Raw genomic sequence first — 22,873 nt, 5'->3', positions numbered from 1 at the left:
CAAGTCATATGAAACGAAATTTGCTGAAAGCGCTCGTCCTGACCGTACTGGTTTGCCTGACAACCGCTTGTGAAAAAGATTATCTGGACATCAACACGGACCCGAATAACCCGGCCGTCGCGGATGTCAACCTGGCCTTACCGGCGGGGCAGGCTCAGGTGGCGTTTATTGTCGGAGGGCAGTTCAACATTCTGGGCGGAATTATGGCGCAGTACTGGAGCATCCCGAAAGGCGGCAACCAGTACCGGACCTGGGATCAATACAACATCACCTCAACGACGTTCGACGGACAGGGGGGGCAATTTGCTACGCTGTATTCGGGGGCTTTGCAGGATTTTCAGTATGTCATTAACCAGGGCGGGCCGCAGAACGAGTGGCGCATGGTCGGTATTTCGAAAATCATGAAAGCGTACACCTATGGCGTTCTGACGGATTTGTACGGCGATATTCCGTTCTCCGAAGCCCTCAACGCCGACCGGACGATTACGCCAAAATACGACAAACAGAAGGATATTTACGCCGGTTTGCAGGCATTGCTGGATGAGGCCAAAGCCGATATTGCCAAAAAACAGGGGCGGTTTCCGGGAACGGCCGATATGCTCTACCAGGCTGCCAACGAAGCCGGGATGGACCGATGGGTTCGGCTGGCCAATACGCTGAAGCTGAAGTTTTATCTCCGGCTGAGCCAGGTGGAACCAACCACTGCCCGAACCGGTATTCAGGCCCTTTACACGGGGAGCGGATCGATGTTTTTGCAGGCCGGTGAAAGTCTGCAATTGGCCAACGGAACGACGACTAACACCGAAAACCCGCTCTGGCAGGCCAACTTTCGATTGTCGAATAACCTGACTGCCAGCACCACGATCGGGAATATCATGACCCCGCTCAATGATCCGCGCATGCCGGTTTACTTCCTGGATGCCGATCTGCGCACGCCCGCGATTGAATACGTCTTTACGCCGAACGGAACGACCTCGACCAACACGGCGACGTATACCTCCTATCCGGGCAAATACTTCATTGGGCAGCGGTTTGCCAACGGAACCATTCTGGGCACCGCGGCAAACAGCGGGGTGACGGCGGCCGACGACAATGCCGCCAAAGCCCGGCCAGTCGTATTGGTCGCCTACGAAGAAAGCCTGTTCCTGCGGGCCGAAGCCATCGCCCGGGGCTGGACCGGAACGACCACCGACGACGCTGCCAAGCTCTACAACGAAGGCATTACGGCTTCGATGGCCCGGTTTGGGGTGCAACCCGGCGATTACCTGACCAAAGCGGAGGTCGATTACGCCAAACAAACCAATAAAATCCGGGCCATTGCTTTGCAGAAATACCTGGCCCTATATGGCCTGAATGGCGCCGAAGCCTGGGCGGAACAACGTCGGACGGGTGTTCCGGCGCTGACGCTACCGGTAGTCAACCTGACGGGGAATCAATTCATGAAACGATTGCCGTATGTGGATTCTGAGTTGCAGCGAAACCCGAATGTTTCCGAAACCGGCATTGCTCCCGGCGATGTGCTGACCCCCGTTTGGTGGGATGTCGACTAATCGGTTGCTTGCTTACAGGTAGACCTAACGCGAAAGTATTAGGGGTGAAAACCGGCCAAATCAGGCCGGTTTTTGCTTTATCACGCCATATTGCCGCTCATCCCGAATCGGGACGAGCTTACCAATATCCCCTCTTTTGCGGTAGATGAGCCTGGCTACACTCCGCTACTTTTAGATCACTAATTGACTATCCGACACAGCATTCACAGTCACCTAACTACAACAGAAAACAGCAGATACGTATGAAACGCACCCTGAAAATGGTCGCACTCCTTCTGGCGCTGAGTGCCCCGGTTATGGCCGTAACGCCCGGTGGTGAAACGACGCCGGATGAAAAGGAAATGATGGGGGCAACGGCTCCTAACGTCAGCCGCACAAAATCGATGGGCGTAGCCATCTACCGCTCGGTGAACTCGGCAAAAATGAATCTGATGATCGAGAATTACATCGAAGTACCGCTGAAGGTAACCCTGATGAGCGACAACCAGGAAATACTGCACTCGGAAAAAGTCGGAAAACGGCTCAAAAAATACTGGCGGAAGTTTGATATGGCGACCATGAAAGACGGGCTCTATACCTTCGAAGTCAGTGACGGTTTTACGAAAATTACGAAATCGTTCCGGCTCGAAACCCAGAAAGTTGAAGTGAAAGAACCCCAGCGGTTTGTTTCGCTCCTGAATTAAAACCGGGTTTTAGTCCGGTTTTGCAAAAAATCCCTCGCCAACGAAGACTCTAACGGTGAAGCTGCCGCACTTCCCGTCTTTCTTCGCAGCGAGGGATTTCTTATTACAAGAAAACATCGCTAAAGGCGGTTTTCAGCCTCTCTTTGTTCCTCACTCCGCCGGTTCCAGGCTGATCAGGTCCAGCACAATCTTCCACTGTCCCTGGCTTTCCTTTTTCCAGATGCGCAGAAAATTACCAGTTTGTTTTGCGGCTTTTCCGGCTACATTGGTCAGTACCTGCGCGTTACCGTATACATACCCCAAATCACCCGATTCGGACACCGACGCGCTGAGGGGCAGAAAACCGAGCGTAACGGGCTGCTTCAGCGCAGAGTCGATGGTGGTCCGGTCGAGGAAGGGTTGCTGGTTCATGCGGTATAGGCGGGTTTGTGCCGCCAGGAACTGTGGGTAGGTCGTAGCAGCCCCGTTCTTCTCCAGTGCTTTCACAAACTGATGATCGTAAGCCAGCAACTCGTCCCGGCTTTGGGCGGTATCGGCATTGGTCACACTACGAACCCCTGTTACGGCCCGGATTTGATTGGCGGGTGGGGCTGGTGGGGCCGGGTGGGAGATACCGATGTCGAGGGCAACCCGCCAGGTTCCGTCGGCCTGCTTGCGCCAGAGCGTTACGTAATGCCCGAAACGGGTGGGGTTATCCGTCAACGCTTTGGGCCGGGCCTCCCAGGGACCGGTGGTATAGCCCAGATCACCCGAAGCCGAGATGTCTGCCGCGACCGGCTGCCAGGTCAGTTTTCCGGCACGCTCCGGCCCGGCGGTAAAGAACTCCCGGCCGTTGGTTACTTTGCCTTTGACGAACAGGATACCGTCGGGAGCCAGATACCGCAGAAAAGCGGTGCGGGTCGTGCTGTCACGGGACAACTGAGCGAAAGCCTTCTCGGCATTGACCATTGTCAAGAGCGGGCTTTGGGCAAAAACCGGTAGGAGGGTCGCGAACCAAGCTACCAGGGCAAAGACGGTTTTCGTCATCATAACACGTTGAGGGATCGGGATGAGTCGATTTACTACATAAACGTACTCATGCTCGATTCGTTTGCCAATTCACGGGCGTGTTCTTTCCCCAAATAATTATCAATCAGATAATGAGCCAGATATAAAACCGGTGTGAGGGCTACAGCGACCACAAATTTGTAGATGTAATTGACGATGGCCACCGCAATGACCTGCGAAAACGGCCAGTTCCCGAACACATAGAACGCGATGGTCAGCACCACAAAACTGTCGATCAGTTGTGAAACCAGGGTCGAACCGGTGGCCCGAAGCCAGATCTTACGGCTTCCCGTGATGCGTTTCAGGGATTGAAAAACCGTGGCATCCAGCAACTGGGCTACCAGAAAGGCGGTAATCGAACCAATGATGATGCCCAGCCCCTGCCGGAAAATCATGGCAAAGGCATTGTTGATGTTGACCTTATTTCCGACGGCATCGGTTGCGTTGACGTCGAGCCAGAACTGGGCCGGGGGCAGCGTGGTAACAAAATAAATGATGATAAAGCTATAGGCGATAAAACCGGCCGTGACATAGGAAATTTGACGAACCCCTTTGACACCGTAATATTCATTGATGATGTCGGAGGTGATGAACACAAAAGGCCAGATCACAGCTCCGGCTGTCAGGTTGAAATCGAGCACAAAATCGCCGAACAGATGCAGTTGGGCCGGAGCGATGCCCAGAAAAGTTTCGGCCGAGAAAATTTTGACACCGATAATTTCGGCCACAATGGCGTTGGTCAGAAAAACGGCACTTAAAAAAATGTACAGCTTGGTTCGTTTGCTGGTAAAAGAAGCCATTCGGGTGGTAAACGTTAGCAGTTAGGAATTAAAAGAATTGGGAGTGGAATGCGTGTTGAATCAGAAATACCGTAAATATAAACTCTTTGTGGGTCTGCTGGGCCGGGTATCAGCCAAGTATTTTCCGAGGGAAAAACAAAGAACCCGGCTTCGAGCGAAACCGGGTTAACCAAACACTCTTAATTAATGTAGATTGTGTGTGTGCAAAGTTACATCAATTGTGCTAATTTTTAAATAGTATAATATATGTATAGTATAAAATCTCACGAATTAGTTACTTTTGTGTTGTAATTGTAGCATTTGGTCTGATAGGGCCAGATTACATTCGACGCTTTACTCCTTGACATACATACAACCATGTTTTTTCTCATCGAACAACACCCGCAATCCGGCAATGGCTACCAATTTCGGCTGATGAAAAATAACCGGGAAACGATCTTGGTCAGCGAGACATTCGCTACCAAGGTGGATTGCCTGGTGGCTCTGGATGCGGCCCGGCGGTCTGGTGTTGCCGCCACCAACTACCCGCTTTGGGATTTGGCCGGTAACATTCGGTTTAACCTGTTTTATGGCGCTGACAATCTTCTGATTGGCACGATCCGGTATAAAACCGTTGAGGAGCGCGACCAGGCACTGCAGGAAGTTGTCAACAAGATTGCCCAGGTACCCGCCCGTGATGAAATTTCTTCGCTGGCACTGGCGGCCTGATGCTGGTGCGAATTGGACCTGCACATTTTACCGGACATTAAGTTAAGTGTGCTCTAACTCAGTGTGATGAAAATCGGTTGACACTGTTAGCCGTTATTCAAGACCATGAGCTACTCGCAGGTGAGCTATTATACGCTGACTTAGATTGGATCGCGTTTGAGAAGCGAAACGTTCGCAGGGCAGCTTACAGGTCAATTTCATTATTAATCAGGCGATGTTGGCCGTTCCTTGTTCATTTTTCTCATTGACATATTCCAAAATATCACCCGGTTGGCAGTCCAATGCTTTACAAATAGCCTCTAAGGTGCTGAAACGAATGGCTTTGGCTTTTCCTGTCTTTAAGATTGAAAGGTTTGATAATGTCAAATCGACTTTGTCCGAAAGTTCATTCAAAGAAATTTTCCGCTTTGCCATCATCACGTCTAAGTTTACTGTAATGGGCATGGCTCAAATGGTTAAGTCATTTTCAGATTTCATATCGACGGCATTTTGCAATAATTTTTCAAATACTGCTGCGGCAGTTGCCACCACAATTGAAGCAAACGTAGTTACGATACAAATAGCAATAACACCCGCAGGATCGTCATCTTGATGATGCGCTACCCTTATGTAGACGCCTGCCATCACAATGAAAATACTGAATAGGATAGCACATTGCTTTATCCTCTTTAGAGTCTTAACCGAGTTTGATGAGAATACTTTATTCTGTCCGACGTATCCGAGAAATTGAACAGCCTTGTAGAGGGCAACAAAAAAGGCGATCGATGCTACATACCCATACAAGATGAGTGGGTCAGCGTAAATGCTGAACAAGTCTAGATTGGTGGCCCGTCCCTCGGTTAAGGGAAACCGAATCAAAATGGCAAGCGCCACAACACCTATAAGCACGATAACTGCCTGTAGGAATACGATTGAAAATCTTTTCATGATGATTAATTTGATTTTGTATCCTGTTGCAATAATAATAAATATTTATTGATAATCAATAAATATTTAACGTTTATAAAAAATGAAACCTAAATATTATTACAATAGCCCGTCATGGCTAAAACACTGGAGGAAGTGTGGGAAATGTAACCCTGAAAAAGCTTTTATTTTTTCAGTTTTTTAGGACAGCATTATTTCGAGTAGAGAATGGCCAGCGAATTTCAGTCATTATCCTTACTGTTTTTGCTGGATTTTGCCTTAGCTGTCGCCGTCAGCGAAACGATTAGCCAGTTCATCAGGTCCGCTTTCCTTAACACATTGATCAATGCAGGCTTATTTGGGAGTGGGGTTACTCAAATTCAACGGGCTTTTGAAAAATATAACTGGTCTTCTTTGGCAAGATCTTATCTAACCAGCTCATATGTTGAATAGTCAGGCTGGTAGTGGAGATTTCGGAGATATTGACCACCTGATTTCGGCGTAAACTGACCAGTCAATTCCGCGAACGATTGACCAGGTGATTTCGGTGCAAACTGACCACCTCGTGTCGAGCAAAAGCAGGCTGTCGAAGCAACCATACTTTTGGAAGATCAACCGCATGTGCGGTCCAACCTTGACTTCCAGATCCGTATGGCTAACTCGACAATCAGCCGCATCGGCGGTCCGAATGAGCAAGATTCGACACATCTTTCGGCTATTTAGCCAAGGACGTAGCAAACTCTCCATTGCTACTCAGACGGGTGTTTCCCGCAACACCGTCAAGCGCTATTTAACCAGCTTACTTGCCGCAAGTCGATAAAGAACTGAAACGAAAAGGCGTAACCCGGTTGATGCTGTGGGAAGCCTACCGCAACGAGCATCCAGATGGGTTTCAGTACACCCAGTTTTGTTTTTATTATAACCAATGGAAGGCGCGTGTGCAGCCTGTGATGCATTTGGACCACAAAGCAGGGGACAAACTATTTGTGGATTTCGCCGGTGTTAAGTTGAGCCTGGTTGATCCGATAAGGGGGGAAGAAAAGCCAGTTGAGGTCTTCATCGCCATCCTGGGAGCGAGTCAACTCACGTATGTGCAGGCTGTCATGAGCCAGCAAAAGGAAGATTTTATTGCCGCTTGTGAAAACGCACTGCACTATTATGGGGGCGTCCCGGCCGCCATCGTGCCCGATAACCTTAAAGCGGCCGTCACCAAAAGTAGCCGCTTTGAACCCACTCTCAATGAGACCTTTGCCGACTTTGCTGATCACTATGGTACGAGTATTTTGCCGACCCGAGCTTACCGGCCCCGTGATAAAGCCCTGGTCGAGGGAGCTGTCAAGATTGTCTACAATCGCATCTACGCCCCCTTACGAAAGCAACTTTTCGCTTCATTAACTGAACTCAATGAAGCCATTATGACCCTCTTGGAGCAGCATAATGGCAAACCACTGAAAGGGCGCACCTATAGTCGCCGACCGCCCCGGCGGCCCGGTTCAGTTTGATGAAGTTGAACGGGAAGCCCTGGCTCCGTTCCCGTCTTACGCTATGAGTTTAAAAAGCAAACCCATGCGACGGTAATGAAGAACGGACATGTGTGTCTGGGTGCTGATAAACACTACTACAGTGTACCTTATCGCTATGTTGGCCGCAAAGTCAAGCTGCTTTACTCCAGCTCCACGGTGGAGATTTTTGTCCGCTATCAACGAGTAGCCCTGCACCGACGACAATATCGTCCCTATAGCTATACCACCGATAAGGAACATCTGGCATCCACTCACCGCTTCGTGGCCGATTGGTCACCCGACCGTTTTGTCGACTGGGCTGCCGACATCCACGAAGATGTTAGACTCTACATCCTCAAAGTGTTGGAACGTCGTCAACACCCCGAACAAGCATACCGCTCCTGCATGGGTATCCTAAGCCTGGCCAGTAAAGTGGGTAAAGAGCGGCTTACCAATGCCTGTCGGCGAGCGCTGAGCTTTGGTATCTACAATTACAAAACCATCCAGGCAATTTTAGAAAAGGGAATGGATAACTATTACGAAGACGAACTACTAACTGAACAACCCACGATGCCTACCCACGAGAACATCCGGGGAGAAGACTATTATCGATAACGCTAAACCAGTACACCAATGAATAACAACAGCTTAGACAAAATGCGTAAAATGAAAATGTTTGGCATGTTCCAGGCCTTTAAAACTAGTTTGGAAAGTGGCCAGCCGGTTGGTTATACGATTGACGAGATGATTGGCTATCTGATTGAGACCGAGTGGGATGATCGACAGAATCGCCGGATTGACCGTCAAATCACCAATGCCCGTTTCCGCTATAAAGCCTTCATTGAGGAACTCTCTTATCAGACCGAGCGAAGCCTGGATCGTAATCAATTGTTACGACTGGCCGATTGCGATTTTATTAAGCGCAATGAGGCTCTACTCATTACGGGGAGCACGGGTATTGGCAAGAGCTATATTGCGTCAGCTTTAGGCCATCAAGCCTGTATTCTGGGGTATCGGACGGTCGGCCGCTGCCGTGTTATATGCCAGCACCCCCAAGTTGTTTGCCCGATTAAAAATGGCCAAAGCGGATGGGTCCTATCTCAAAGAGCTAACTCGCATTGAGCGACAACAACTTTTGATCCTGGACGACTTCGGCATCCAGCCCTTTGATGCCCAGAGTCGGGCCGCGTTAATGGAAATCATTGAAGATCGACACGGTAAGAGTGCCTTGATCATTACCTCTCAACTACCGGTCAGTAAATGGCATGAGGTTATTGGCGAAAAAACCATTGCGGATGCTATTCTGGATCGGATTGTTCATGATGCACATCGACTGGAATTGACGGGAGAGTCGATGCGTCGTAAGCGTAAACCTCAAGTAGAAACAAATTATCAATAAAGGGATAAAATCTGTAGTTTTACCAGTGCTTCAATAGCCTCTTTTCGCAAGTCGTCTGCGAGTCAAATAGGTGGTCAATTTGCCACGGAATCACCTGGTCAACTTCTCCGAAATATACAGATCGGGGTATGAATGATTCGTTTGATGTACTCTACGACATGCGGTTTCAGGATTACCTGCTGAAAATCGGCAAGGACTTTCAGGCCCGTTTTGTGGACGTTAGCCAGGACGTGGCACCGGCCGCATCGCTCTTGCCGCTTGTTCTGCCTGAACCCGTTGCTGAGCCTTCTACTGATCCGGTCGATGTGCTTTACCGGGCGTATTTCGGGGATGTTCGGCTGGAAGCGGTCATGAGCCAGGGCCTGCCCAAAGAGCAGTGGCGAATTGCCACGTATGCCGACGAGGTCGATACGGCCTTTCGGCGCTGGCTGGTGACGCCCAATTCGAACCTTCGGCGGGCTTATCATTACGGAGCACTCCTGTATCAACGAGCGCCAGACCAAGCCCCAAAGTTGCTAAATGAGGTCTTTGGTGATCTGAAAAAGCAGCTTCTTCAGCATGAGTTTTACGAATACATCCCCCGGCTGGAGAAGGGCCTGGCTAAGATTCGCCAGCGCTTTGGTATCACCCTGAGTGTGCCCTAGGGAAGATGGTTTCATACGGTGTTTTTTGGTAGTCCCGCAAAGAGTCAGCTTCACGGCTGGCTTTTTGTTTTTGGAGTGGCTGAGGACGAAACCGAGCAGCAGGCTGCGCAGGGAATGGCTAAGGATATATTGATGTATTTCGGGTAGGCTCGATTGGATAGTATGCCCTACATTGTACGGGATTCGGAGGTTTTGTTTACTTGATTTTTGTGTCACAAACTCATACGTAGTACTGAAAATGGAACATAGATTCAGGAGACGGCTATTTGAGACTGTTGGATTATGCCTAGAAGGCCTACGTGACAGGATGGACCACTGTCCCTGGAAAACGGGCGTTTTAAGAGATAGGTGTAGTCGTTATCCTGCTAGTCTGAAGCCACCTGCTGTAATTTATCTATTTGACAGACAAGTCATGACCCAAACCCATTCTGTACTTTCACTTTCAAGCGTATTGCCCAGCCTCAACTGGCCCTCGCGCCTGTTTCCATGATTTAGTAACTAAACCAGAGTTACTCAGTTTTTACGTAAAACATAAATATTTTTATGTTTTACGTAAAATAGTTACCTTCGTAAAAAATAATGTATGAAGGCTTTAGGTAATCGATCAATCTCTTCGCTCCTCAATAGGGTAACTACCTTCGTGTGGTATCTGGAATTCTTGCTGCTGTTGACGCCCCCCTTGGTTTTCCTCGATGATGACGGCATCCGCTATGACTGGCCCATTACCCTGACTTCCGGTAGCACCAAGCCGACTTTCAGTCCGGTGAGTGATCAGATCACAGCGTTTGAACTGCGTGGCCGCTCAGATGCGGAAGTCACCAGCTCCGGGCAGACGCTCTCGTTTGAGGACAGCACACTGGGCCGGCGATTACTTCAAACTCTGCATAACCTGGTTTACATCGGGTTAATCCTGTTTGTCACCGGGCACCTCAAGCAGATTTTCTCCGGCTTTTCGAAGAATCAGCCGTTTGCAGGTAATAATGCGGCCCGGATCAAATGGATGGCCTTCTCGGTGTTATTTCTGGTATTTTTCGATGTGCTGGAAGACATCCTGCATCGGCTTTATACCACCTCCACGATCCGGCTTTCCGGGGCCACCTTCGACGAGTATCCATTTCATTTTGATTTCCGTACGTTCACGCTGGGGTTGCTGCTATTGATTTTGGCGGAAGTATTCCGGCAAGGATACGAGTACCAGACCGACAGCGAATCGATTCTATAAGCCATGCCCATTATCGTAAACCTGGATGTGGCTATGGCCAAGAAAAAGATGTCGCTGACCGAATTATCCGAGAAACTCGGAATCTCTATGACGAACTTATCACTGCTTAAAACCGGAAAAGTAAAAGGCGTTCGATTCGCGACCTTAGAAGCCCTTTGCCGGGCTTTAGATTGTAAGCCGGGCGATCTACTAGACATCGATTAACTAACTAATTCTTCTATCATATGAACAAGGTAATAAGGGCCATTTTCATGGCTGTAGGCTGGCTATTGGCCGTGTGTAACCTGATCAGTTGCGACTCGAACCCAGGAAAAACCAAACCGGAGAAAATCGATTACCTGGTTGAAAAAGCCGCTCAAGCGCATAGGTTTGTTGGAAATGTGCTCGTGCTGGACCAAGGGAAGGTCATTTATAAAAAAAGCATTGGGAAAGCCAATGTAGCTGCCAACTTAGTCAACACTGATAGTACTCGCTTCTTACTGGCTTCACTTTCCAAGCCTTTTACCGCGATACTCATCTTAAAATTAGCCGACCAAGGCAAGCTCAACCTGACCGATGGGCTGACCAAGTATTTTAAAACGGTTCATCAGGCAAAGCTGAGCAAGGTCACCCTCCACCATTTATTGACGCATACGTCAGGCATCAAGGAATTTATTTCAAAGAAGCGTCCGTTTCTCGAAGCCGACTTGAGCCAGATCGGCTTCAAGTTCGAGCCGGGAGCTGATTTCGAGTATTCCAATTCGGGCTATGTTCTATTGGCGAGAATAGCGGAGATAGCTGCCAGAAAGTCTTTTCCTGACTTACTCAGTGAGCTGATCTTTAGACCCTTGGGTATGGCATCGTCGGGGGTAGCCCGGAAGTTGGATACTATCCCGAACCTGGCCGTTGGCTACCAGACGACTGATCAGGCCCAGCCCGCGGTCATACCGTATTCCCTAGTGGTCGTCGATGGCGCCGGTTCGCTCTATTCAACGACGGCCGATTTGATCAAGTTTAATCAGGGACTGAATTCCAATGAATTTTTGTCAAAACAGATGCGTAACCTGATGGTTCACCAGCACGTCAAAGAAAAATATGGTTATGGCTGGTACTTGCGCGAACGGGGTGGTATCTGGGATGTGGCCTATCACAAAGGTGATCTTCCGGGCTGTACCAGTTTTCTGAGCCGCAGAAGCCAGTCTAATCAACTGATTGTGTTATTGGCCAATGCGGGCGGGCTTGATCTAGCTGATCTGGAGAATGACATTAGCCGGCTATTGAAAGCAAAAGAATAACGACAAGTGTTTCTTTAAACGCTCCATTTTTGCTACACTTTCAAAGTCCATAAATCGGGTGGTTAATGAATGGGACGTTTGTTTGATTCAAGTAATTTTTTTCTGTCTTGCCCTTCCATTAGCCTCCGGATTTTTTCTAATTCCTGGGTGTATGGTTTTGTTTTCATCTCCATAACCGCATGCGAATAACTTAATCCCGAACACAACGAACTGAGACTCCGCCAGCGACATTGACATCGAAACGGAACGCTTTTTTTAAATTTAGTTTATTGCTACTGGGAGGGCCGCCATAGTGAAAGTTCCATCCCCAGGCTTTGCCTTCAGCGCCCGCGGGTGAGGACGTCCAAAAGAAACCGAGACTACCCAGTACCATATAACTACCATCGGGTCTGCGTTGACCTCCCGGAAGAGCGTCAAAGTCGCTACTGTTCGTGCCGTTACCGTCTTCTTTCCAGCCTTTGACGCTTTTTAGCGCTTCACCGGCATAGTCCATACCGCCAAACTGATTCACAAGTTTAGCCCATTCGCTATCGGTTGATAAATGCCAACCGTTGGGACAGGCTTTTTTCGCAGCCTCCCAAGTGTAAAGCAAGCCCAGTTCTTTTCGATTAGTCTCATTGTCATCATATGCATAGCTACCTTCAACTTTATAGTTCAGGTTTTGTGCCATCCAGGTAACGGTTTTGCCCGTCGAAGCTTCCTTAAAGCTGATCGTTTTATACGTTTGGCCATCTCGCGAGTCAATGAAGGTGCCAGTAGATTGGGCAATTGCTAATTGGGTGAAAAATAAGGTAGCAAGTACGGCACAGATGTGTTGTTTCATCATTGTTATTTCAGGTTTAGTATTGTCATTATAAGGCTTAGCTGAAAGATATATAGCCGTAATAGATCTTTCCAAAAATGGAGGATTGTTTGACTGGTGATTTTTATTTGATTATACTTATTCCTGCGCCTGTTTTTTCTAAAACTAGCCTTCCCGCCAATTTTTCAGGTGCTAAAACAATTACCAACTCCAACCATCGGCGATTCTTTAGGGTCGTTTGTCAAACGCTTCTCATTCTTCCTATGAAACCTGTTCTGAAAAGCCTCTTGCTGTGGTTACTAATTATTGTTGCTGGTTGTCATCACGCTATGACCCCTGAGCAAGATAATCCAGGGGATCTTACCTATACGGACGATTTGAGTCAAGCCCAGCAATGGTTCAATGGGAGATGGGAGTTGATTGCCGTTACTTCGATGATTCCTAACCCACCTGTACCCAAAGTCCAACTTGTTGTCGGTAACAACCAGATTACGGTTATTCAGGAAGGGAAGCAGACGGATCAAGTCAATTTTGAGATGATCAAAATAGCTACTTTTTTCCAAATCGAAACCAATGCTCAACCCAGAGAAGATAATTGGTATATACGCAATCCGGGTCTACAGATTTCGAGCAATAGACTGTTTCTCAATACCGGGGGCTCTGATCCGAGCACGTTTCGCTTCCGGAGAATTGATTGAAGTCATGAGGTTGCCGAGGTTTTAAATAGTTGCAATCGGTTCAATAAATGAGAGGTTAATGTGACTGAGATTCGGAGGTTTATTACATTAAAATTGTTTGGTGACTTTATATTGATACCTTTACCCCATTAGTCTCACTTCGAGCTTTCTCCCTCCCCTCTTTCTTTCAGAGTCGACGGCTAAGGACTCCTAAACCGTCACGTATGAAATTCTTCATTCCTTTTATCACTGAGGAATCCCAACTCAAAAGAGTCTATGAGCGCATTGTTGCTTATTTGATTAAACTAGGCTATGAACCCCTAACTGATCGTGTATATCAAGTTGACTATGAGTTAGACGGAAAACTGACTACTGAAGCCGTCGGTCGGGTGTCGGAGACCAGTCGTGAGGTTGTCATGGCCATCTTCAAAAACGATCGGGGCTACTTAATCTGTTCCTACAGCCGTGGCGTCGCTTCTGGTCACCCTATTATTGCTCATTATAAGCATGTCAAAACAGTTATTGACTTCAGCCAAGACAACGAGAGTTGATATTTTTTTGAGTACATAAAACGAGGGATCACTTTACGACCTCAAACAGTAGGTTCCGTGCTGATTGAGAAGACATCTCCTATACTACTTCTTCAAGAACTCATTCTATAAATCTAAGTGCAGAATTGTTGGTGTTTAACGAGTTGTTGTCACCAATCCACCTCCACCGCTTGCACCGTCACCTTGTCCGACTGACTCTCAATCTCCCGTTCCACCGCGTCGGGAACGTTTGAAAGCAGATCATAGCCCGTCAACCGCTCGATGTCGTCAACACTGACCCGGAAGCTGCTCCAGGGCTCCTCCCCGTAGGCGTTAGTGTTAGGTATCCAGACGGCAATAACGCGCGTCTGGGTGTTGATCCGGCTCAAATCATTAATACCCACCGGCAGCACGACAATCACCTTCCACAGCACGGCCGGAACCGTTACCTTGACGCCCGCGATGGTTTCCGCCTTGCCGTTGTCGCCTTCACCACCTTTGCCGTGGGTGCCCGCAATGATGTAGGCTTCGTTTCCCTCTGTGATGAGCTTACGGGTGTAAGCTTCCAACTGATTCCAGCCCTCCCGGTTATGCCGGGGTGCCTGGGGTACGATGTTGGTCAGGATGAAGGTCGATTGGTTTTCCTCAGCCGTTGAACCTAAATCGTCATAATCATAAACATACCTTCAAATTTTGTTTATCGTGATCGCAACGAAGTTAAACGATGTATAGTCATATAGAAATAGAAGGGGAAGTAGCCTTCAAGTTAGTTGCTCTACAACATCTGTGTTCCCTGCTAAACCGGGTCCTTATGGCTAAAAATTTACGTTATTTCATACTCATCAATCTACTGCTGAATACCTTTTTGGTACAGGCGCAAGGTTTGACAAAGGATAGTGTTTCCAGCCAACCAAAGTGGGAGGTTGGCACGGATCTGCTGGGATTGTTAAATAAGAATACACTGCCTAACTATTCCCTTTTAGTCCGACGAAAAGTTGGCAGAAACGGAGCCTTCAGACTTCGAGGGGGCTACATAAAAAACTCTGAATACATCGCATTCAGAGACCGAAATTACAACCAGGCCTCCCTGTTGAGAATTGGGTATGAACATCAGAAGATTCTGACGATTAGCAAAGGCGCGATCAAATCACGTATGTATGGTGGTATTGACCTTTTCTCGCGCTACCAACGTGATAATTATAGTATATGGGATATCCCAAACCCTGAACCCTATAGCGGAACGGGCGTGGATGTGATCGAAACAACACAGGAACGGGGCGGAGCAGCGCTAATTGGCTTTCAATATTTTGTGACCCGTTTTCTGTCTTTATCGATTGAATCAAGTTTTCAGATTAGCCGCGTTTTCTATTCCCAGAATGAGCGGGGTTTCGCCAGTGGATATCACACCTATTTGGAATTCCCTCGGAACAGCTACCAATTTATTCCCATCAATACAATTGGCCTTAGTTTTCACTTTTAACTTTCATGCCAGATGAAAAACCTATCTCTATTTCTTCTTTGTGCTTGGATTTTAAACAACTCTGTACCTGTTTGGGCTCAATCCAACTTTAAGATCAAAAGCACGAGTAATGGTCAGGAATATTCTGACGGAGCCATTTTACTTGTCCCTTGTAGTAGCGGAGGGGATTCTTTTGATATATATGCAAGTTATTATGACGGTTCTGCCTACAGAACTATGGCTAATCTTTCGGCCTCAAATGTACTATCTCTTCCGCCTGGCTACAGCGCATCAAATGGACTTGATCCAAGCATTCTTCGCATTTCTTATAGCTATCCTCAGAACGGGATCATTAAGTTTAAGGGTGTTGACGGAAGTGTTCAACATACCTTTACATTTAACGTGGAATCTACGCCAACACTTACCTTCTCTTCCCCTCCATCCCTTCAAGCCTTTTAATCAGGTACCCTCACTGTTCAAGTTAAAGATCAGCCCGGCTCCGCAGCAATAGGACCTTGTTACAATCCAACCTATTACACTTCCGTAACGTGGCAAACTACTTATGGACTCAGGGTAAATAGTAGCACGAGTAGCACAACGGGAAATACAGGTACTTTTAACAGTCAAACAATCAGTACGACAAATTTTGGTGGAACGGTTTCCGTGAGGGCCACAAATGGCTGTGGGGTGTCGAGTGCCATCAGCTATTTTACTGGACCGCCGTATATTGCTCAACGTTACTTCGATGGTGCTCCAGTGGGGAGCTACCCATATATCACAACCCCCAATTATAGTGGGGATTGCGCCGTCAGCACAGACGGGAAAGCAACTTCTTACACCTGGACGCAGGTGGGCGGCAGTGGAAGTTACTGGGTTAATCCAAGTAGCCCTCATATCTGTACCGTAGTTCCTACCAATTACATAAGAATGCAGGTTCAGCCAAGTAACAGTCTGGGGGCAGGAGAGTCGGATGTGTTTATGGTAACGAGTGAAGCGTACAGTGGCTATTCAATGGCATACCCTAACCCGTCTAATGATCTAGTCACTGTCTCATTCGATGATGCTGAGTACACAGACCTAATGTTAAACGAGGTGTCCTTGGCAGATAGTGATGGTCAGATTATTGAGCAATTTGATGTCAAGGGCGCGAAGGCAAATAAATACTTTCAGTCAAAGAAAGAGGTTAATTTCTCAGTGAAAAACTTAAAGAAAGGGATATACTACGTACGCATCAAAATGGGGCAAAAACTAGATAATCAGCGGGTTGTAATCAGTAAGTGAGATATTGATAAATTTTGTCTTAAGCCCGGCAATGCAATTTAATACAGTAGGAGACCTTATTCAAAAGCCAGTGCCTGGTTAGGTGCTGGCTTTTTTGCAGAGGTCGGCAGCGGAGAACCGGGTGGCTTCTTTCCTTGAACGTAAATAAATTACGTCCTTCTCTTGTGAATCGTTGGGGTTGTTGCTATCTTCACTTACCCGATATTGGGGGAACCCTATGGTGGGGGCGTAGAGGCTGGCTTAATCGCTGGCCTTTTTTTGTCCAAAAGGGTGAGCAAGGGCAGCGTTTGAAACGCGACCCTTAAGCCGGTATGTAGCCACCAGCTACGCGCCAGGCGTAACGATCCGTTACATGCTAAGTTCGATTCAATCTAAGTCAGGTTTGCCCCGCACCTGGTAACAGGTAAATAACAGGTAGGGGTATGGAACCTCCATACCCCTCTCGGGGCATCCATAAGCGAAGTCCGAAAAACGGATAACGCGCTACGTGTCGCGTTTCAAACGCGACACGTTCGATTGGCAATAGCGTCCATTGGCAGCGGACGGAAATGGAAACTACCCATATTGGGGAGTTTAGGGGATGTCGCAAAATCAGACACCCTTGTTATAGCTATCGAAGTCAGGAAATCTGACTTCGATAGCTATAACAAGGGTGTTACGGGTTGTCACACCCTTTTTGCTTAACATTTTGGTTAAGCAAAGAATGATAGATAGGTTTTTGCCCGAACCTGTAAAAACCTGATAATCAGTGTCCGTTTGAAACGCGACCCCTTCCAGGCAAAGGCAAGACGGGGTTTTCCGCAGTTCGGCGGAAAACTCGGATATTGTACTTTCCCAGCCGTCTAAGCTAATTAGAGAAAGTTGCCGCGTTCGGGGTTGTACTTTGGCAATACCAAATTTTGCGGTAATGGCTCCGGTAGTTATGCCGGCACGAATTACAGCCTACCCGACCGCATTAGCTTGGTCTGTAGTGCAAAACGGGGCCAAAATAAAAAAAGCGAGTTGAAAACTCCTATTTTTATTTTGGCCCCGTTTTGCACTACAGGCCTAACTGGACAAACTACCCAGCAACACATCCATGACAAACTGATCGAGCGGGCCAAAGAAAAACTATCAACAACGGGCTTATCGGTTAGTGAAATTGCTTACGAGCTGGGTTTTGAGCATTTGCCCCCGTTCAGCAAACTGTTCAAAGCAAAAACGAACCAGAGTCCGCTGGAATTCAGGGCTTCATTTAACTGATCCGTTCCGATTGACTGATCGCGCCACACCCCACCTAACCCAGTGATGGCCGATTATGTAGCCCCACATCATCTCTACGCAGTTTTCAACCGCCGAAGCTATTGCTGAGGTGGTGTATGAAGCCGCCACCGACCAGCAAAATTGGCTCCGGTACCCGGCCAGATGCTATTGTGGTTTACACGCAGCGGCTAGCCGTAGATACTGAAGCTTTCCGGTCCGGCCGGATTTCGCGTCGGACCAGCCAACTTTCGAGGAGCTAGGCCGACATTGAATCAGCTTGCTGATTCAATGTCGGCCTAGCTTCCGTAACTATCCATGTTTAGCAAGCTCCTTTCGAATACGACTCAACGATTGAGGAGTAATTTTCAGATAGGATGCAATGTATTGTTGGGGCACTTGTTGCGCCAATGTCGGATAGCGACTAACAAACTCAAGGTACTTTGTTTTCGCCGTACCGAAATTCAGAAAATCATTGTCTTTGATTTTATTCAGTAAGGTGGCTTCGACGATGCTCTTAAAAAAAATAAATAAGTTAGGAACCCTCAAAAAATAGCTTTCAAAAACCGCAAGCTTAACGGTGTACACTTCGCTCTGAACTACCGTTTCGATAGCATCCGTCGCTGCCTGCCGGGAATAATAACTCTCCAAATTGGCAAAAAACTGATGCTCCCGGACAAAATATTTAGTCACCTCCGTCCCATCCGCATCCAGGCTGTAGATACGCAAAATACCAGTATCAACGAAAATAACCTCGGTAGCTACTTTATCCAGATCCTGTATGGATTCACCCGCTTTAAGTGTGCGATACGTAAAATGCGCGGTCAACGTATCAATATCGTCTTTTGCCAGGATACCACCGAAAGACAAGGCCGCTTTTAGCTTCTGCATTTACTTAACCAGTTTATTCGCTACTATACTTTCCGCGCAAGCCAGTACCGCTTCTTCGGCTGGTATAGGTTGCCAGCCCAGTTCTTTGTGGGCTTTACTTCCGTCAATTTTCCGCTTTACGACTTCCAGTAACGTTGGTTTAAGTACGGGCTGAACGTAGGAGAGCATCTTGGTGATAACGTTGGGAAGTTGAGCGGTGGGGATTTTCCGTTCCGGGTAGTGCCGCTTTAGTACCTGGGCAATTTCCTTTAACGTCAAATGCTGCGCGGTGGCAATGTACCGATTCCCGGCTGCTTGTGGCGCTTCCATCGCTCTAATCAACAGGTCAGCCACCGACCGAACATCCACAATGTCAAACTCAATCTTGGGCAAGGCCGGAAAACTACCGTTCATAAGTATGATGATCATGTTGGCGGAGGTGCCAAAATCCTGGTCAATAACGGGCCCTAACATCACCCCCGGACAGACCGTTGTCAACTCCAGGTCATGATCAGTATGGTTTTGCTGGATAAAATCCCAAGCCGCCTTTTCGGCTATCGTCTTGCTTTTGTAGTAGGGAGTAATATCCTCGTTTCTGGTCACATCGCTCCAATCGCTTTCCGTGAATACCTTCCTGCGTTCTTCCGGTGTTTTTCCGTAAGCGATGGCGGCTAATGAGGAAGTTATCACCACGCGCTTCACGTTATTTTTTAGGGCAGCTTTCATGATGGTTAGCGTTCCGTTTTTGGCCGGATTAATTAGCTCATCCTCATGTTTGGGTGATTCTCGGGGAAAAGGCGAGGCCACGTGTTGAACGTAGTCAACCTTGCGGGTGAGTTCGTACCAACGATCTTGATCGCTTAAGTCAGCCTCGGCGAACGTAAGGTTTTCAATGTGATCCGTATGTTTGGCAATGACGGCCCTGATCTCATCAATTCTTTTTTTACTTCGTAGTGTTCCGATCACTTTGTAGCCTTTGTTCAAGAGCTGAATGGCGGTGTGTGAGCCTAAAAAGCCCGTTACACCGGTTAGTAGTACTCGCTTGCTGTCCATGACATGATGCCTGTTTGTTTGGTCAAAGGTCTTCAAACTCAGACGGTCCACTATTAACATTTGGTAAAAAAACGGCAACCGTATGCTACGGACGAAAGTTGACAGACGTTAAGAACACCTATGTTGGGCAATCTCGGCGTAGGTCTTACCCTGGCTGCGCAGGTGGGCCACCATTGCCGAAGCCCTGCGGTTGTTCCTGTTTTCAACCGCACGTTGCCGGGTTGCTGCGGCTCCCTTTACCTGGGCTTCGTGTGTCAGGTTCTCAGGTTTACCGAGGACCTTTCCCTGTGCTTTCTTCTGAGCCAGTGCCGCCTTCGTTCGTCCGCTGATTAGCTCCCGTTCGTGTTGGCCCAGCGTCGCAAAGATGCCGATGGTAAGCGTATTGGCTTCCGGCAGATCCACACATTGAAAGTCTACCCCAGAATCCCTTAGCGCAAAGATAAAGCCCGCGTTCCGGCTCAGGCGGTCGAGTTTGGCGATTACCAGGATAGCGTTTTGCTTTTTGGCTGCGTCGATGGCTGCGGCCAGTTGCGCCCGTTGGATCTTCTTGCCCGACTCAACCTGTAAGAACTCCGCAACGATTGGGGCATCTTTTACGAAGCTTTGAACAGCTGCCTTCTGAGCATCGAGTCCGATATCCTGCGCGATTTAATTGCAAAAAGTGTGAGAAATTATAAGATTAGCAGAGGGAAAACAAGACCTGACAATTAATTACCCTGTATCATTGGGAGCAAAATGGTAATTCTACATTTATAATGGAAAAAGCATATTCCCGTAAAAATCAAGTCAGTTATGCATATCGCCCTCCAAGGGATAAAAGCATAAAGATATGGCGGTATATGAGTTTTACTAAATATGTTTCTATACTGCAATCTCGTTCCCTATTCTTTTCCAGAGCTGACTTATTCGGAGATCCATATGAAGGCGCATATACAAAGCAGAACCTTTTAAATCGGAAAGTTAATTTCAAGGAGATATGGATACCTGATTATGCCCTCGAAAGATTTTCAGTTAATATGAAATGGCAGAGGGAATACGTCTATATCAACTGCTGGCATATGAACGAAAACGAATCTGCCGCCATGTGGCAACTCTATGGGCAGACTAACGAAGCAATCGCCATACAATCGACGTACTCACTATTGAACGAATCACTCCCAGACAACATCCGTATTGGGATTGTAGACTACATTGATTACTCGGCAGAAGAAACGCCGATAAGGGCAGATGATAGTTTGCACAGGTTCATGCACAAGCGCCTTTCTTTTGCTCATGAAAGAGAGCTTCGAGCGATTTTTAAGGACGAGCTTCCAAAAGATTCAGAAAATGAAACAGGCTTAGCAATTGGTCAACCTAATCCTTTAACTGGCAAGCTCGTTCCGGTTGATCTTGAAAAGCTAATTGAGATTGTTTACGTTTCACCAACAAGCCCATCCTGGTTAAGACCTTTGGTTTCCGATGTGAATGAAAAGTACGGACATAGCTTTCCTATTCATCAATCATCTCTAAATGAAAGCCCCTTGTTCTAAGTTAACTCAGCAAATTGTGTATCAAATGGTGTATCAAAGAAAAAGCCACCCCGATTATATGAGTAGCTAATTCGTTGATAATCAAGTGATCCCGTTTGGATTCGAACCAAAGACCGTCTGCTTAGAAGGCAGATGCTCTATCCAACTGAGCTACGGGACCAAAAAGTGGGGAATTATATATCCGTGGGAAACCAGGGATTATAACGCCTAACTTCTGTCGGTTGACTGTTCCCTTGAGAAAGCCGTGGTACGAATTTCGCACTCATTCCAGACAATGGAAGCCACCGCAAAACTACGCAGAATAGCCCAACTTGGCAAATTTAGATCGCTGGTTCTGTCGTATTCCGGTGCTGGGGCGGTTTTCAACTCCCACTCTCCTGAATAAGCCCAGACAACCCCGCCTTACCCACCTTTGTTCGTATCTTTGCGTCCCGGTGTCGTTTGTATGTTACGCTGCATTTTACCAAACTTTATGTCGTTTGTTTCTCTTGGGTTGTCCGAACCGCTGCTGAAAGCCGTCGCGGAGCAAAAGTATACCAATCCCTATCCCATTCAGGAGGAAGCTATTCCAGCCATTCTGAAAGGGCATGATCTACTGGGCATTGCCAAAACCGGGTCGGGCAAAACCGCCGGGTTTGTGCTGCCGATCCTGGAGCGGCTTCAGCGTCGGAAAACCGCTGATAACGGTCGGGTAAGCGTCCTGGTGCTGGTGCCGACCCGCGAACTGGCCGTGCAGGTCGCCGAAGTGTTTCAGGCTCTGGGAGCCTATTTGCCCCGGAAAGTGAAAACGCTGGCGGTTTTCGGCGGGGTGTCGATCAATCCGCAGATGATCGCGCTGCGCGGAGTTGAGATTGTGGTAGCGACGCCGGGTCGTTTACTCGATTTGGTGGCGTCTAATGCGCTGAGTCTCTTCAACCTGGACGTGCTGGTACTGGACGAAGCCGACAAAATGCTGGAACTCGGTTTTGCCGACGAGATGAACCAGATTTTCGAAATGGTTCCTAAAAAGCGACAGACGTTGTTGTTTTCGGCCACCCTGAAAGACTCGATTCAGGATATTCGGGAACATCTGTTGCACAATCCGATCAAGATTGAAATTGCCGACGAACTGCAGAACCTGGATCTGATCAAGCAGGTGGCGTACCGAATTGACCCGGAGCGCAAGGGGCCATTGCTGCGGTATCTGATCAGGGAAAAGAAAATGCGGCAGGTACTCGTATTTGTTTCCTCAACCCGGACGGCGGACAATCTGGTGGTCAAGCTCCGGAAAAACGGCATTCAGGTCGAAGCCATCCACGGCGACAAGAGCCAGGGCGCCCGGACCGAGACGCTGCGGAAATTCAAAGCCGGAACGCTGCCGGTTATGGTCGCGACAGATCTGATTTCCCGGGGCATCGACATTGAACGGCTGCCGTACGTGGTCAACTACGAACTCCCCCGGTCGCCGAAAGATTACGTACACCGCATTGGCCGCACGGGTCGGGCTGAAGCCGAAGGCGAAGCCATCTCGCTCATTACGCCCGATGATGAACACCACTTCCGGATCATCCAGAAAAAAATGCGCAAACGGGTCGAACTGATCGAAACGGAGGATTGGAGCCTGAGCGGGTATTGACGCGATACCAGAATGGCAACAAGAGAGCAAAGCGCGGGAAAACCGGAAAAAGAAGCGACAATCATTTCGCCCAGGCTGATCGT

27 protein-coding genes, 1 tRNA gene and 2 pseudogenes are annotated in these 22,873 nt (G+C 48.1%); 20 read left to right on the top strand and 10 right to left on the bottom strand.

The window, feature by feature from the left end:
* The first annotated feature begins 8 nt into the window (after positions 1 to 8).
* Positions 9 to 1,550, top strand: coding sequence for a SusD/RagB family nutrient-binding outer membrane lipoprotein (locus ACO2Q8_RS01835; RefSeq protein ID WP_423343063.1), 1,542 nt, complete (start codon positions 9 to 11; stop codon positions 1,548 to 1,550).
* A 242-nt stretch (positions 1,551 to 1,792) separates the two neighbouring features.
* Positions 1,793 to 2,233 (top strand): hypothetical protein, encoded by a 441-nt coding sequence (locus ACO2Q8_RS01830; RefSeq protein WP_423343062.1) that lies wholly within the window; start codon positions 1,793 to 1,795, stop codon positions 2,231 to 2,233.
* A gap of 150 nt (positions 2,234 to 2,383) precedes the next feature.
* Here ACO2Q8_RS01830 and ACO2Q8_RS01825 read toward each other — a convergent pair whose 3' ends face one another.
* Complete coding sequence (locus ACO2Q8_RS01825; protein ID WP_423343061.1) at positions 2,384 to 3,262, bottom strand: DUF4440 domain-containing protein; 879 nt, start codon at positions 3,260 to 3,262, stop codon at positions 2,384 to 2,386.
* 32 nt (positions 3,263 to 3,294) lie between these two features.
* On the bottom strand, positions 3,295 to 4,080 hold the full coding sequence (locus tag ACO2Q8_RS01820) for a queuosine precursor transporter (protein ID WP_423343060.1): 786 nt from the start codon (positions 4,078 to 4,080) through the stop codon (positions 3,295 to 3,297).
* Between the two features lie 357 nt (positions 4,081 to 4,437).
* Here ACO2Q8_RS01820 and ACO2Q8_RS01815 point away from each other — a divergent pair, with 357 nt between their 5' ends.
* Positions 4,438 to 4,788 (top strand): YegP family protein, encoded by a 351-nt coding sequence (locus ACO2Q8_RS01815; RefSeq protein WP_423343059.1) that lies wholly within the window; start codon positions 4,438 to 4,440, stop codon positions 4,786 to 4,788.
* A gap of 207 nt (positions 4,789 to 4,995) precedes the next feature.
* Here ACO2Q8_RS01815 and ACO2Q8_RS01810 read toward each other — a convergent pair whose 3' ends face one another.
* Positions 4,996 to 5,232 carry a helix-turn-helix domain-containing protein gene (locus ACO2Q8_RS01810; RefSeq protein WP_423343058.1) on the bottom strand — a complete coding sequence of 79 codons (237 nt, stop codon included), beginning with the start codon at positions 5,230 to 5,232 and terminating at the stop codon, positions 4,996 to 4,998.
* Positions 5,233 to 5,235: 3 nt separating this feature from the next.
* Complete coding sequence (locus ACO2Q8_RS01805; protein WP_423343057.1) at positions 5,236 to 5,715, bottom strand: DUF2975 domain-containing protein; 480 nt, start codon at positions 5,713 to 5,715, stop codon at positions 5,236 to 5,238.
* 598 nt (positions 5,716 to 6,313) lie between these two features.
* On the opposite strand from ACO2Q8_RS01805, the gene ACO2Q8_RS01800 reads away from it, so the two are divergent.
* From ACO2Q8_RS01800 to ACO2Q8_RS01760, 9 genes are all read left to right on the top strand, one after another.
* Complete coding sequence (locus tag ACO2Q8_RS01800; RefSeq protein ID WP_423343231.1) at positions 6,314 to 6,514, top strand: helix-turn-helix domain-containing protein; 201 nt, start codon at positions 6,314 to 6,316, stop codon at positions 6,512 to 6,514.
* The gene (gene istA / locus ACO2Q8_RS01795; protein ID WP_423343056.1) at positions 6,498 to 7,196 is read left to right on the top strand and encodes an IS21 family transposase; all 699 of its coding nucleotides are present in this window, start codon (positions 6,498 to 6,500) and stop codon (positions 7,194 to 7,196) included. Before ACO2Q8_RS01800 ends, istA begins: the two co-directional genes overlap by 17 nt.
* Positions 7,197 to 7,271: 75 nt before the next feature.
* On the top strand, positions 7,272 to 7,811 hold the full coding sequence (locus tag ACO2Q8_RS01790; protein ID WP_423343055.1) for a Mu transposase domain-containing protein: 540 nt from the start codon (positions 7,272 to 7,274) through the stop codon (positions 7,809 to 7,811).
* An 18-nt stretch (positions 7,812 to 7,829) separates the two neighbouring features.
* Complete coding sequence (locus tag ACO2Q8_RS01785) at positions 7,830 to 8,318, top strand: ATP-binding protein (protein ID WP_423343054.1); 489 nt, start codon at positions 7,830 to 7,832, stop codon at positions 8,316 to 8,318.
* Positions 8,272 to 8,595 carry an ATP-binding protein gene (locus ACO2Q8_RS01780; RefSeq protein WP_423343053.1) on the top strand — a complete coding sequence of 108 codons (324 nt, stop codon included), beginning with the start codon at positions 8,272 to 8,274 and terminating at the stop codon, positions 8,593 to 8,595. Before ACO2Q8_RS01785 ends, ACO2Q8_RS01780 begins: the two co-directional genes overlap by 47 nt.
* A gap of 128 nt (positions 8,596 to 8,723) precedes the next feature.
* Complete coding sequence (locus tag ACO2Q8_RS01775) at positions 8,724 to 9,239, top strand: hypothetical protein (protein WP_423343052.1); 516 nt, start codon at positions 8,724 to 8,726, stop codon at positions 9,237 to 9,239.
* 640 nt (positions 9,240 to 9,879) lie between these two features.
* The gene (locus ACO2Q8_RS01770; protein ID WP_423343051.1) at positions 9,880 to 10,461 is read left to right on the top strand and encodes a hypothetical protein; all 582 of its coding nucleotides are present in this window, start codon (positions 9,880 to 9,882) and stop codon (positions 10,459 to 10,461) included.
* Between the two features lie 3 nt (positions 10,462 to 10,464).
* Positions 10,465 to 10,665, top strand: a complete 201-nt coding sequence (locus tag ACO2Q8_RS01765) for a helix-turn-helix domain-containing protein (RefSeq protein WP_423343050.1) — start codon at positions 10,465 to 10,467, stop codon at positions 10,663 to 10,665.
* Positions 10,666 to 10,685: 20 nt separating this feature from the next.
* Positions 10,686 to 11,735 (top strand): serine hydrolase domain-containing protein, encoded by a 1,050-nt coding sequence (locus ACO2Q8_RS01760; RefSeq protein WP_423343049.1) that lies wholly within the window; start codon positions 10,686 to 10,688, stop codon positions 11,733 to 11,735.
* A 190-nt stretch (positions 11,736 to 11,925) separates the two neighbouring features.
* Here ACO2Q8_RS01760 and ACO2Q8_RS01755 read toward each other — a convergent pair whose 3' ends face one another.
* Positions 11,926 to 12,561, bottom strand: coding sequence for an FISUMP domain-containing protein (locus tag ACO2Q8_RS01755; RefSeq protein ID WP_423343048.1), 636 nt, complete (start codon positions 12,559 to 12,561; stop codon positions 11,926 to 11,928).
* Positions 12,562 to 12,635: 74 nt separating this feature from the next.
* Here ACO2Q8_RS01755 and ACO2Q8_RS01750 point away from each other — a divergent pair, with 74 nt between their 5' ends.
* Positions 12,636 to 13,235, top strand: a complete 600-nt coding sequence (locus tag ACO2Q8_RS01750) for a hypothetical protein (protein WP_423343047.1) — start codon at positions 12,636 to 12,638, stop codon at positions 13,233 to 13,235.
* A 203-nt stretch (positions 13,236 to 13,438) separates the two neighbouring features.
* Positions 13,439 to 13,765, top strand: coding sequence for a hypothetical protein (locus ACO2Q8_RS01745; protein WP_423343046.1), 327 nt, complete (start codon positions 13,439 to 13,441; stop codon positions 13,763 to 13,765).
* A gap of 149 nt (positions 13,766 to 13,914) precedes the next feature.
* On the opposite strand, the pseudogene ACO2Q8_RS01740 reads toward ACO2Q8_RS01745, so the two are convergent.
* Positions 13,915 to 14,397: pseudogene (locus ACO2Q8_RS01740) on the bottom strand (DNA/RNA non-specific endonuclease); the annotation flags it as partial.
* A gap of 158 nt (positions 14,398 to 14,555) precedes the next feature.
* On the opposite strand from ACO2Q8_RS01740, the gene ACO2Q8_RS01735 reads away from it, so the two are divergent.
* From ACO2Q8_RS01735 to ACO2Q8_RS01720, 4 genes and pseudogenes are all read left to right on the top strand, one after another.
* Positions 14,556 to 15,224 carry a hypothetical protein gene (locus tag ACO2Q8_RS01735; RefSeq protein WP_423343045.1) on the top strand — a complete coding sequence of 223 codons (669 nt, stop codon included), beginning with the start codon at positions 14,556 to 14,558 and terminating at the stop codon, positions 15,222 to 15,224.
* A 12-nt stretch (positions 15,225 to 15,236) separates the two neighbouring features.
* Positions 15,237 to 15,662 (top strand): hypothetical protein, encoded by a 426-nt coding sequence (locus ACO2Q8_RS01730; protein ID WP_423343044.1) that lies wholly within the window; start codon positions 15,237 to 15,239, stop codon positions 15,660 to 15,662.
* A 468-nt stretch (positions 15,663 to 16,130) separates the two neighbouring features.
* A complete protein-coding gene (locus ACO2Q8_RS01725) occupies positions 16,131 to 16,484 on the top strand; it encodes a T9SS type A sorting domain-containing protein (protein WP_423343043.1) in 354 nt (117 codons plus the stop codon).
* Between the two features lie 1,047 nt (positions 16,485 to 17,531).
* Positions 17,532 to 17,726 (top strand): annotated as a pseudogene (locus tag ACO2Q8_RS01720) (helix-turn-helix domain-containing protein); the annotation flags it as partial.
* A gap of 309 nt (positions 17,727 to 18,035) precedes the next feature.
* Here the strand turns inward: ACO2Q8_RS01720 and ACO2Q8_RS01715 are convergent.
* The 3 genes from ACO2Q8_RS01715 to ACO2Q8_RS01705 form a co-directional block, all read right to left on the bottom strand.
* Complete coding sequence (locus ACO2Q8_RS01715; RefSeq protein WP_423343042.1) at positions 18,036 to 18,614, bottom strand: Crp/Fnr family transcriptional regulator; 579 nt, start codon at positions 18,612 to 18,614, stop codon at positions 18,036 to 18,038.
* Positions 18,615 to 19,646, bottom strand: coding sequence for an SDR family oxidoreductase (locus tag ACO2Q8_RS01710; RefSeq protein WP_423343041.1), 1,032 nt, complete (start codon positions 19,644 to 19,646; stop codon positions 18,615 to 18,617).
* Between the two features lie 108 nt (positions 19,647 to 19,754).
* Positions 19,755 to 20,282 carry a recombinase family protein gene (locus ACO2Q8_RS01705; RefSeq protein WP_423343230.1) on the bottom strand — a complete coding sequence of 176 codons (528 nt, stop codon included), beginning with the start codon at positions 20,280 to 20,282 and terminating at the stop codon, positions 19,755 to 19,757.
* A gap of 119 nt (positions 20,283 to 20,401) precedes the next feature.
* Here ACO2Q8_RS01705 and ACO2Q8_RS01700 point away from each other — a divergent pair, with 119 nt between their 5' ends.
* Positions 20,402 to 21,175: a hypothetical protein gene (locus tag ACO2Q8_RS01700; protein ID WP_423343040.1), complete on the top strand. Its 774-nt coding sequence runs from the start codon at positions 20,402 to 20,404 to the stop codon at positions 21,173 to 21,175.
* A gap of 86 nt (positions 21,176 to 21,261) precedes the next feature.
* Here ACO2Q8_RS01700 and ACO2Q8_RS01695 read toward each other — a convergent pair.
* Positions 21,262 to 21,335, bottom strand: a tRNA-Arg gene (locus ACO2Q8_RS01695).
* A 312-nt stretch (positions 21,336 to 21,647) separates the two neighbouring features.
* Between ACO2Q8_RS01695 and ACO2Q8_RS01690 the strand changes: the two genes are divergently transcribed.
* Positions 21,648 to 22,790, top strand: a complete 1,143-nt coding sequence (locus ACO2Q8_RS01690) for a DEAD/DEAH box helicase (RefSeq protein WP_423343039.1) — start codon at positions 21,648 to 21,650, stop codon at positions 22,788 to 22,790.
* Positions 22,791 to 22,873: the final 83 nt, after the last annotated feature.

This window comes from Larkinella sp. VNQ87, assembly GCF_049445795.1.
Classification (GTDB): domain Bacteria; phylum Bacteroidota; class Bacteroidia; order Cytophagales; family Spirosomataceae; genus Larkinella.
The sequence above is the reverse complement of the archived record's forward strand: the minus strand, read 5'-3'. Positions and strand labels throughout refer to the sequence as shown.

What these genes read in the sequence shown, in the direction of transcription:
- ACO2Q8_RS01835 (WP_423343063.1), top strand. Translation starts at nt 9, where the DNA reads ATGAAACGAAATTTGCTGAAAGCGCTCGTCCTGACCGTACTGGTTTGC.
- ACO2Q8_RS01830 (WP_423343062.1), top strand. Translation starts at nt 1,793, where the DNA reads ATGAAACGCACCCTGAAAATGGTCGCACTCCTTCTGGCGCTGAGTGCC.
- ACO2Q8_RS01825 (WP_423343061.1), bottom strand. Translation starts at nt 3,262, where the DNA reads ATGATGACGAAAACCGTCTTTGCCCTGGTAGCTTGGTTCGCGACCCTC.
- ACO2Q8_RS01820 (WP_423343060.1), bottom strand. Translation starts at nt 4,080, where the DNA reads ATGGCTTCTTTTACCAGCAAACGAACCAAGCTGTACATTTTTTTAAGT.
- ACO2Q8_RS01815 (WP_423343059.1), top strand. Translation starts at nt 4,438, where the DNA reads ATGTTTTTTCTCATCGAACAACACCCGCAATCCGGCAATGGCTACCAA.
- ACO2Q8_RS01810 (WP_423343058.1), bottom strand. Translation starts at nt 5,232, where the DNA reads ATGCCCATTACAGTAAACTTAGACGTGATGATGGCAAAGCGGAAAATT.
- ACO2Q8_RS01805 (WP_423343057.1), bottom strand. Translation starts at nt 5,715, where the DNA reads ATGAAAAGATTTTCAATCGTATTCCTACAGGCAGTTATCGTGCTTATA.
- ACO2Q8_RS01800 (WP_423343231.1), top strand. Translation starts at nt 6,314, where the DNA reads ATGTGCGGTCCAACCTTGACTTCCAGATCCGTATGGCTAACTCGACAA.
- ACO2Q8_RS01790 (WP_423343055.1), top strand. Translation starts at nt 7,272, where the DNA reads ATGAAGAACGGACATGTGTGTCTGGGTGCTGATAAACACTACTACAGT.
- ACO2Q8_RS01785 (WP_423343054.1), top strand. Translation starts at nt 7,830, where the DNA reads ATGAATAACAACAGCTTAGACAAAATGCGTAAAATGAAAATGTTTGGC.
- ACO2Q8_RS01780 (WP_423343053.1), top strand. Translation starts at nt 8,272, where the DNA reads ATGGCCAAAGCGGATGGGTCCTATCTCAAAGAGCTAACTCGCATTGAG.
- ACO2Q8_RS01775 (WP_423343052.1), top strand. Translation starts at nt 8,724, where the DNA reads ATGAATGATTCGTTTGATGTACTCTACGACATGCGGTTTCAGGATTAC.
- ACO2Q8_RS01765 (WP_423343050.1), top strand. Translation starts at nt 10,465, where the DNA reads ATGCCCATTATCGTAAACCTGGATGTGGCTATGGCCAAGAAAAAGATG.
- ACO2Q8_RS01760 (WP_423343049.1), top strand. Translation starts at nt 10,686, where the DNA reads ATGAACAAGGTAATAAGGGCCATTTTCATGGCTGTAGGCTGGCTATTG.
- ACO2Q8_RS01755 (WP_423343048.1), bottom strand. Translation starts at nt 12,561, where the DNA reads ATGATGAAACAACACATCTGTGCCGTACTTGCTACCTTATTTTTCACC.
- ACO2Q8_RS01750 (WP_423343047.1), top strand. Translation starts at nt 12,636, where the DNA reads ATGGAGGATTGTTTGACTGGTGATTTTTATTTGATTATACTTATTCCT.
- ACO2Q8_RS01745 (WP_423343046.1), top strand. Translation starts at nt 13,439, where the DNA reads ATGAAATTCTTCATTCCTTTTATCACTGAGGAATCCCAACTCAAAAGA.
- ACO2Q8_RS01735 (WP_423343045.1), top strand. Translation starts at nt 14,556, where the DNA reads ATGGCTAAAAATTTACGTTATTTCATACTCATCAATCTACTGCTGAAT.
- ACO2Q8_RS01730 (WP_423343044.1), top strand. Translation starts at nt 15,237, where the DNA reads ATGAAAAACCTATCTCTATTTCTTCTTTGTGCTTGGATTTTAAACAAC.
- ACO2Q8_RS01725 (WP_423343043.1), top strand. Translation starts at nt 16,131, where the DNA reads ATGCAGGTTCAGCCAAGTAACAGTCTGGGGGCAGGAGAGTCGGATGTG.
- ACO2Q8_RS01715 (WP_423343042.1), bottom strand. Translation starts at nt 18,614, where the DNA reads ATGCAGAAGCTAAAAGCGGCCTTGTCTTTCGGTGGTATCCTGGCAAAA.
- ACO2Q8_RS01710 (WP_423343041.1), bottom strand. Translation starts at nt 19,646, where the DNA reads ATGGACAGCAAGCGAGTACTACTAACCGGTGTAACGGGCTTTTTAGGC.
- ACO2Q8_RS01700 (WP_423343040.1), top strand. Translation starts at nt 20,402, where the DNA reads ATGGAAAAAGCATATTCCCGTAAAAATCAAGTCAGTTATGCATATCGC.
- ACO2Q8_RS01690 (WP_423343039.1), top strand. Translation starts at nt 21,648, where the DNA reads ATGTCGTTTGTTTCTCTTGGGTTGTCCGAACCGCTGCTGAAAGCCGTC.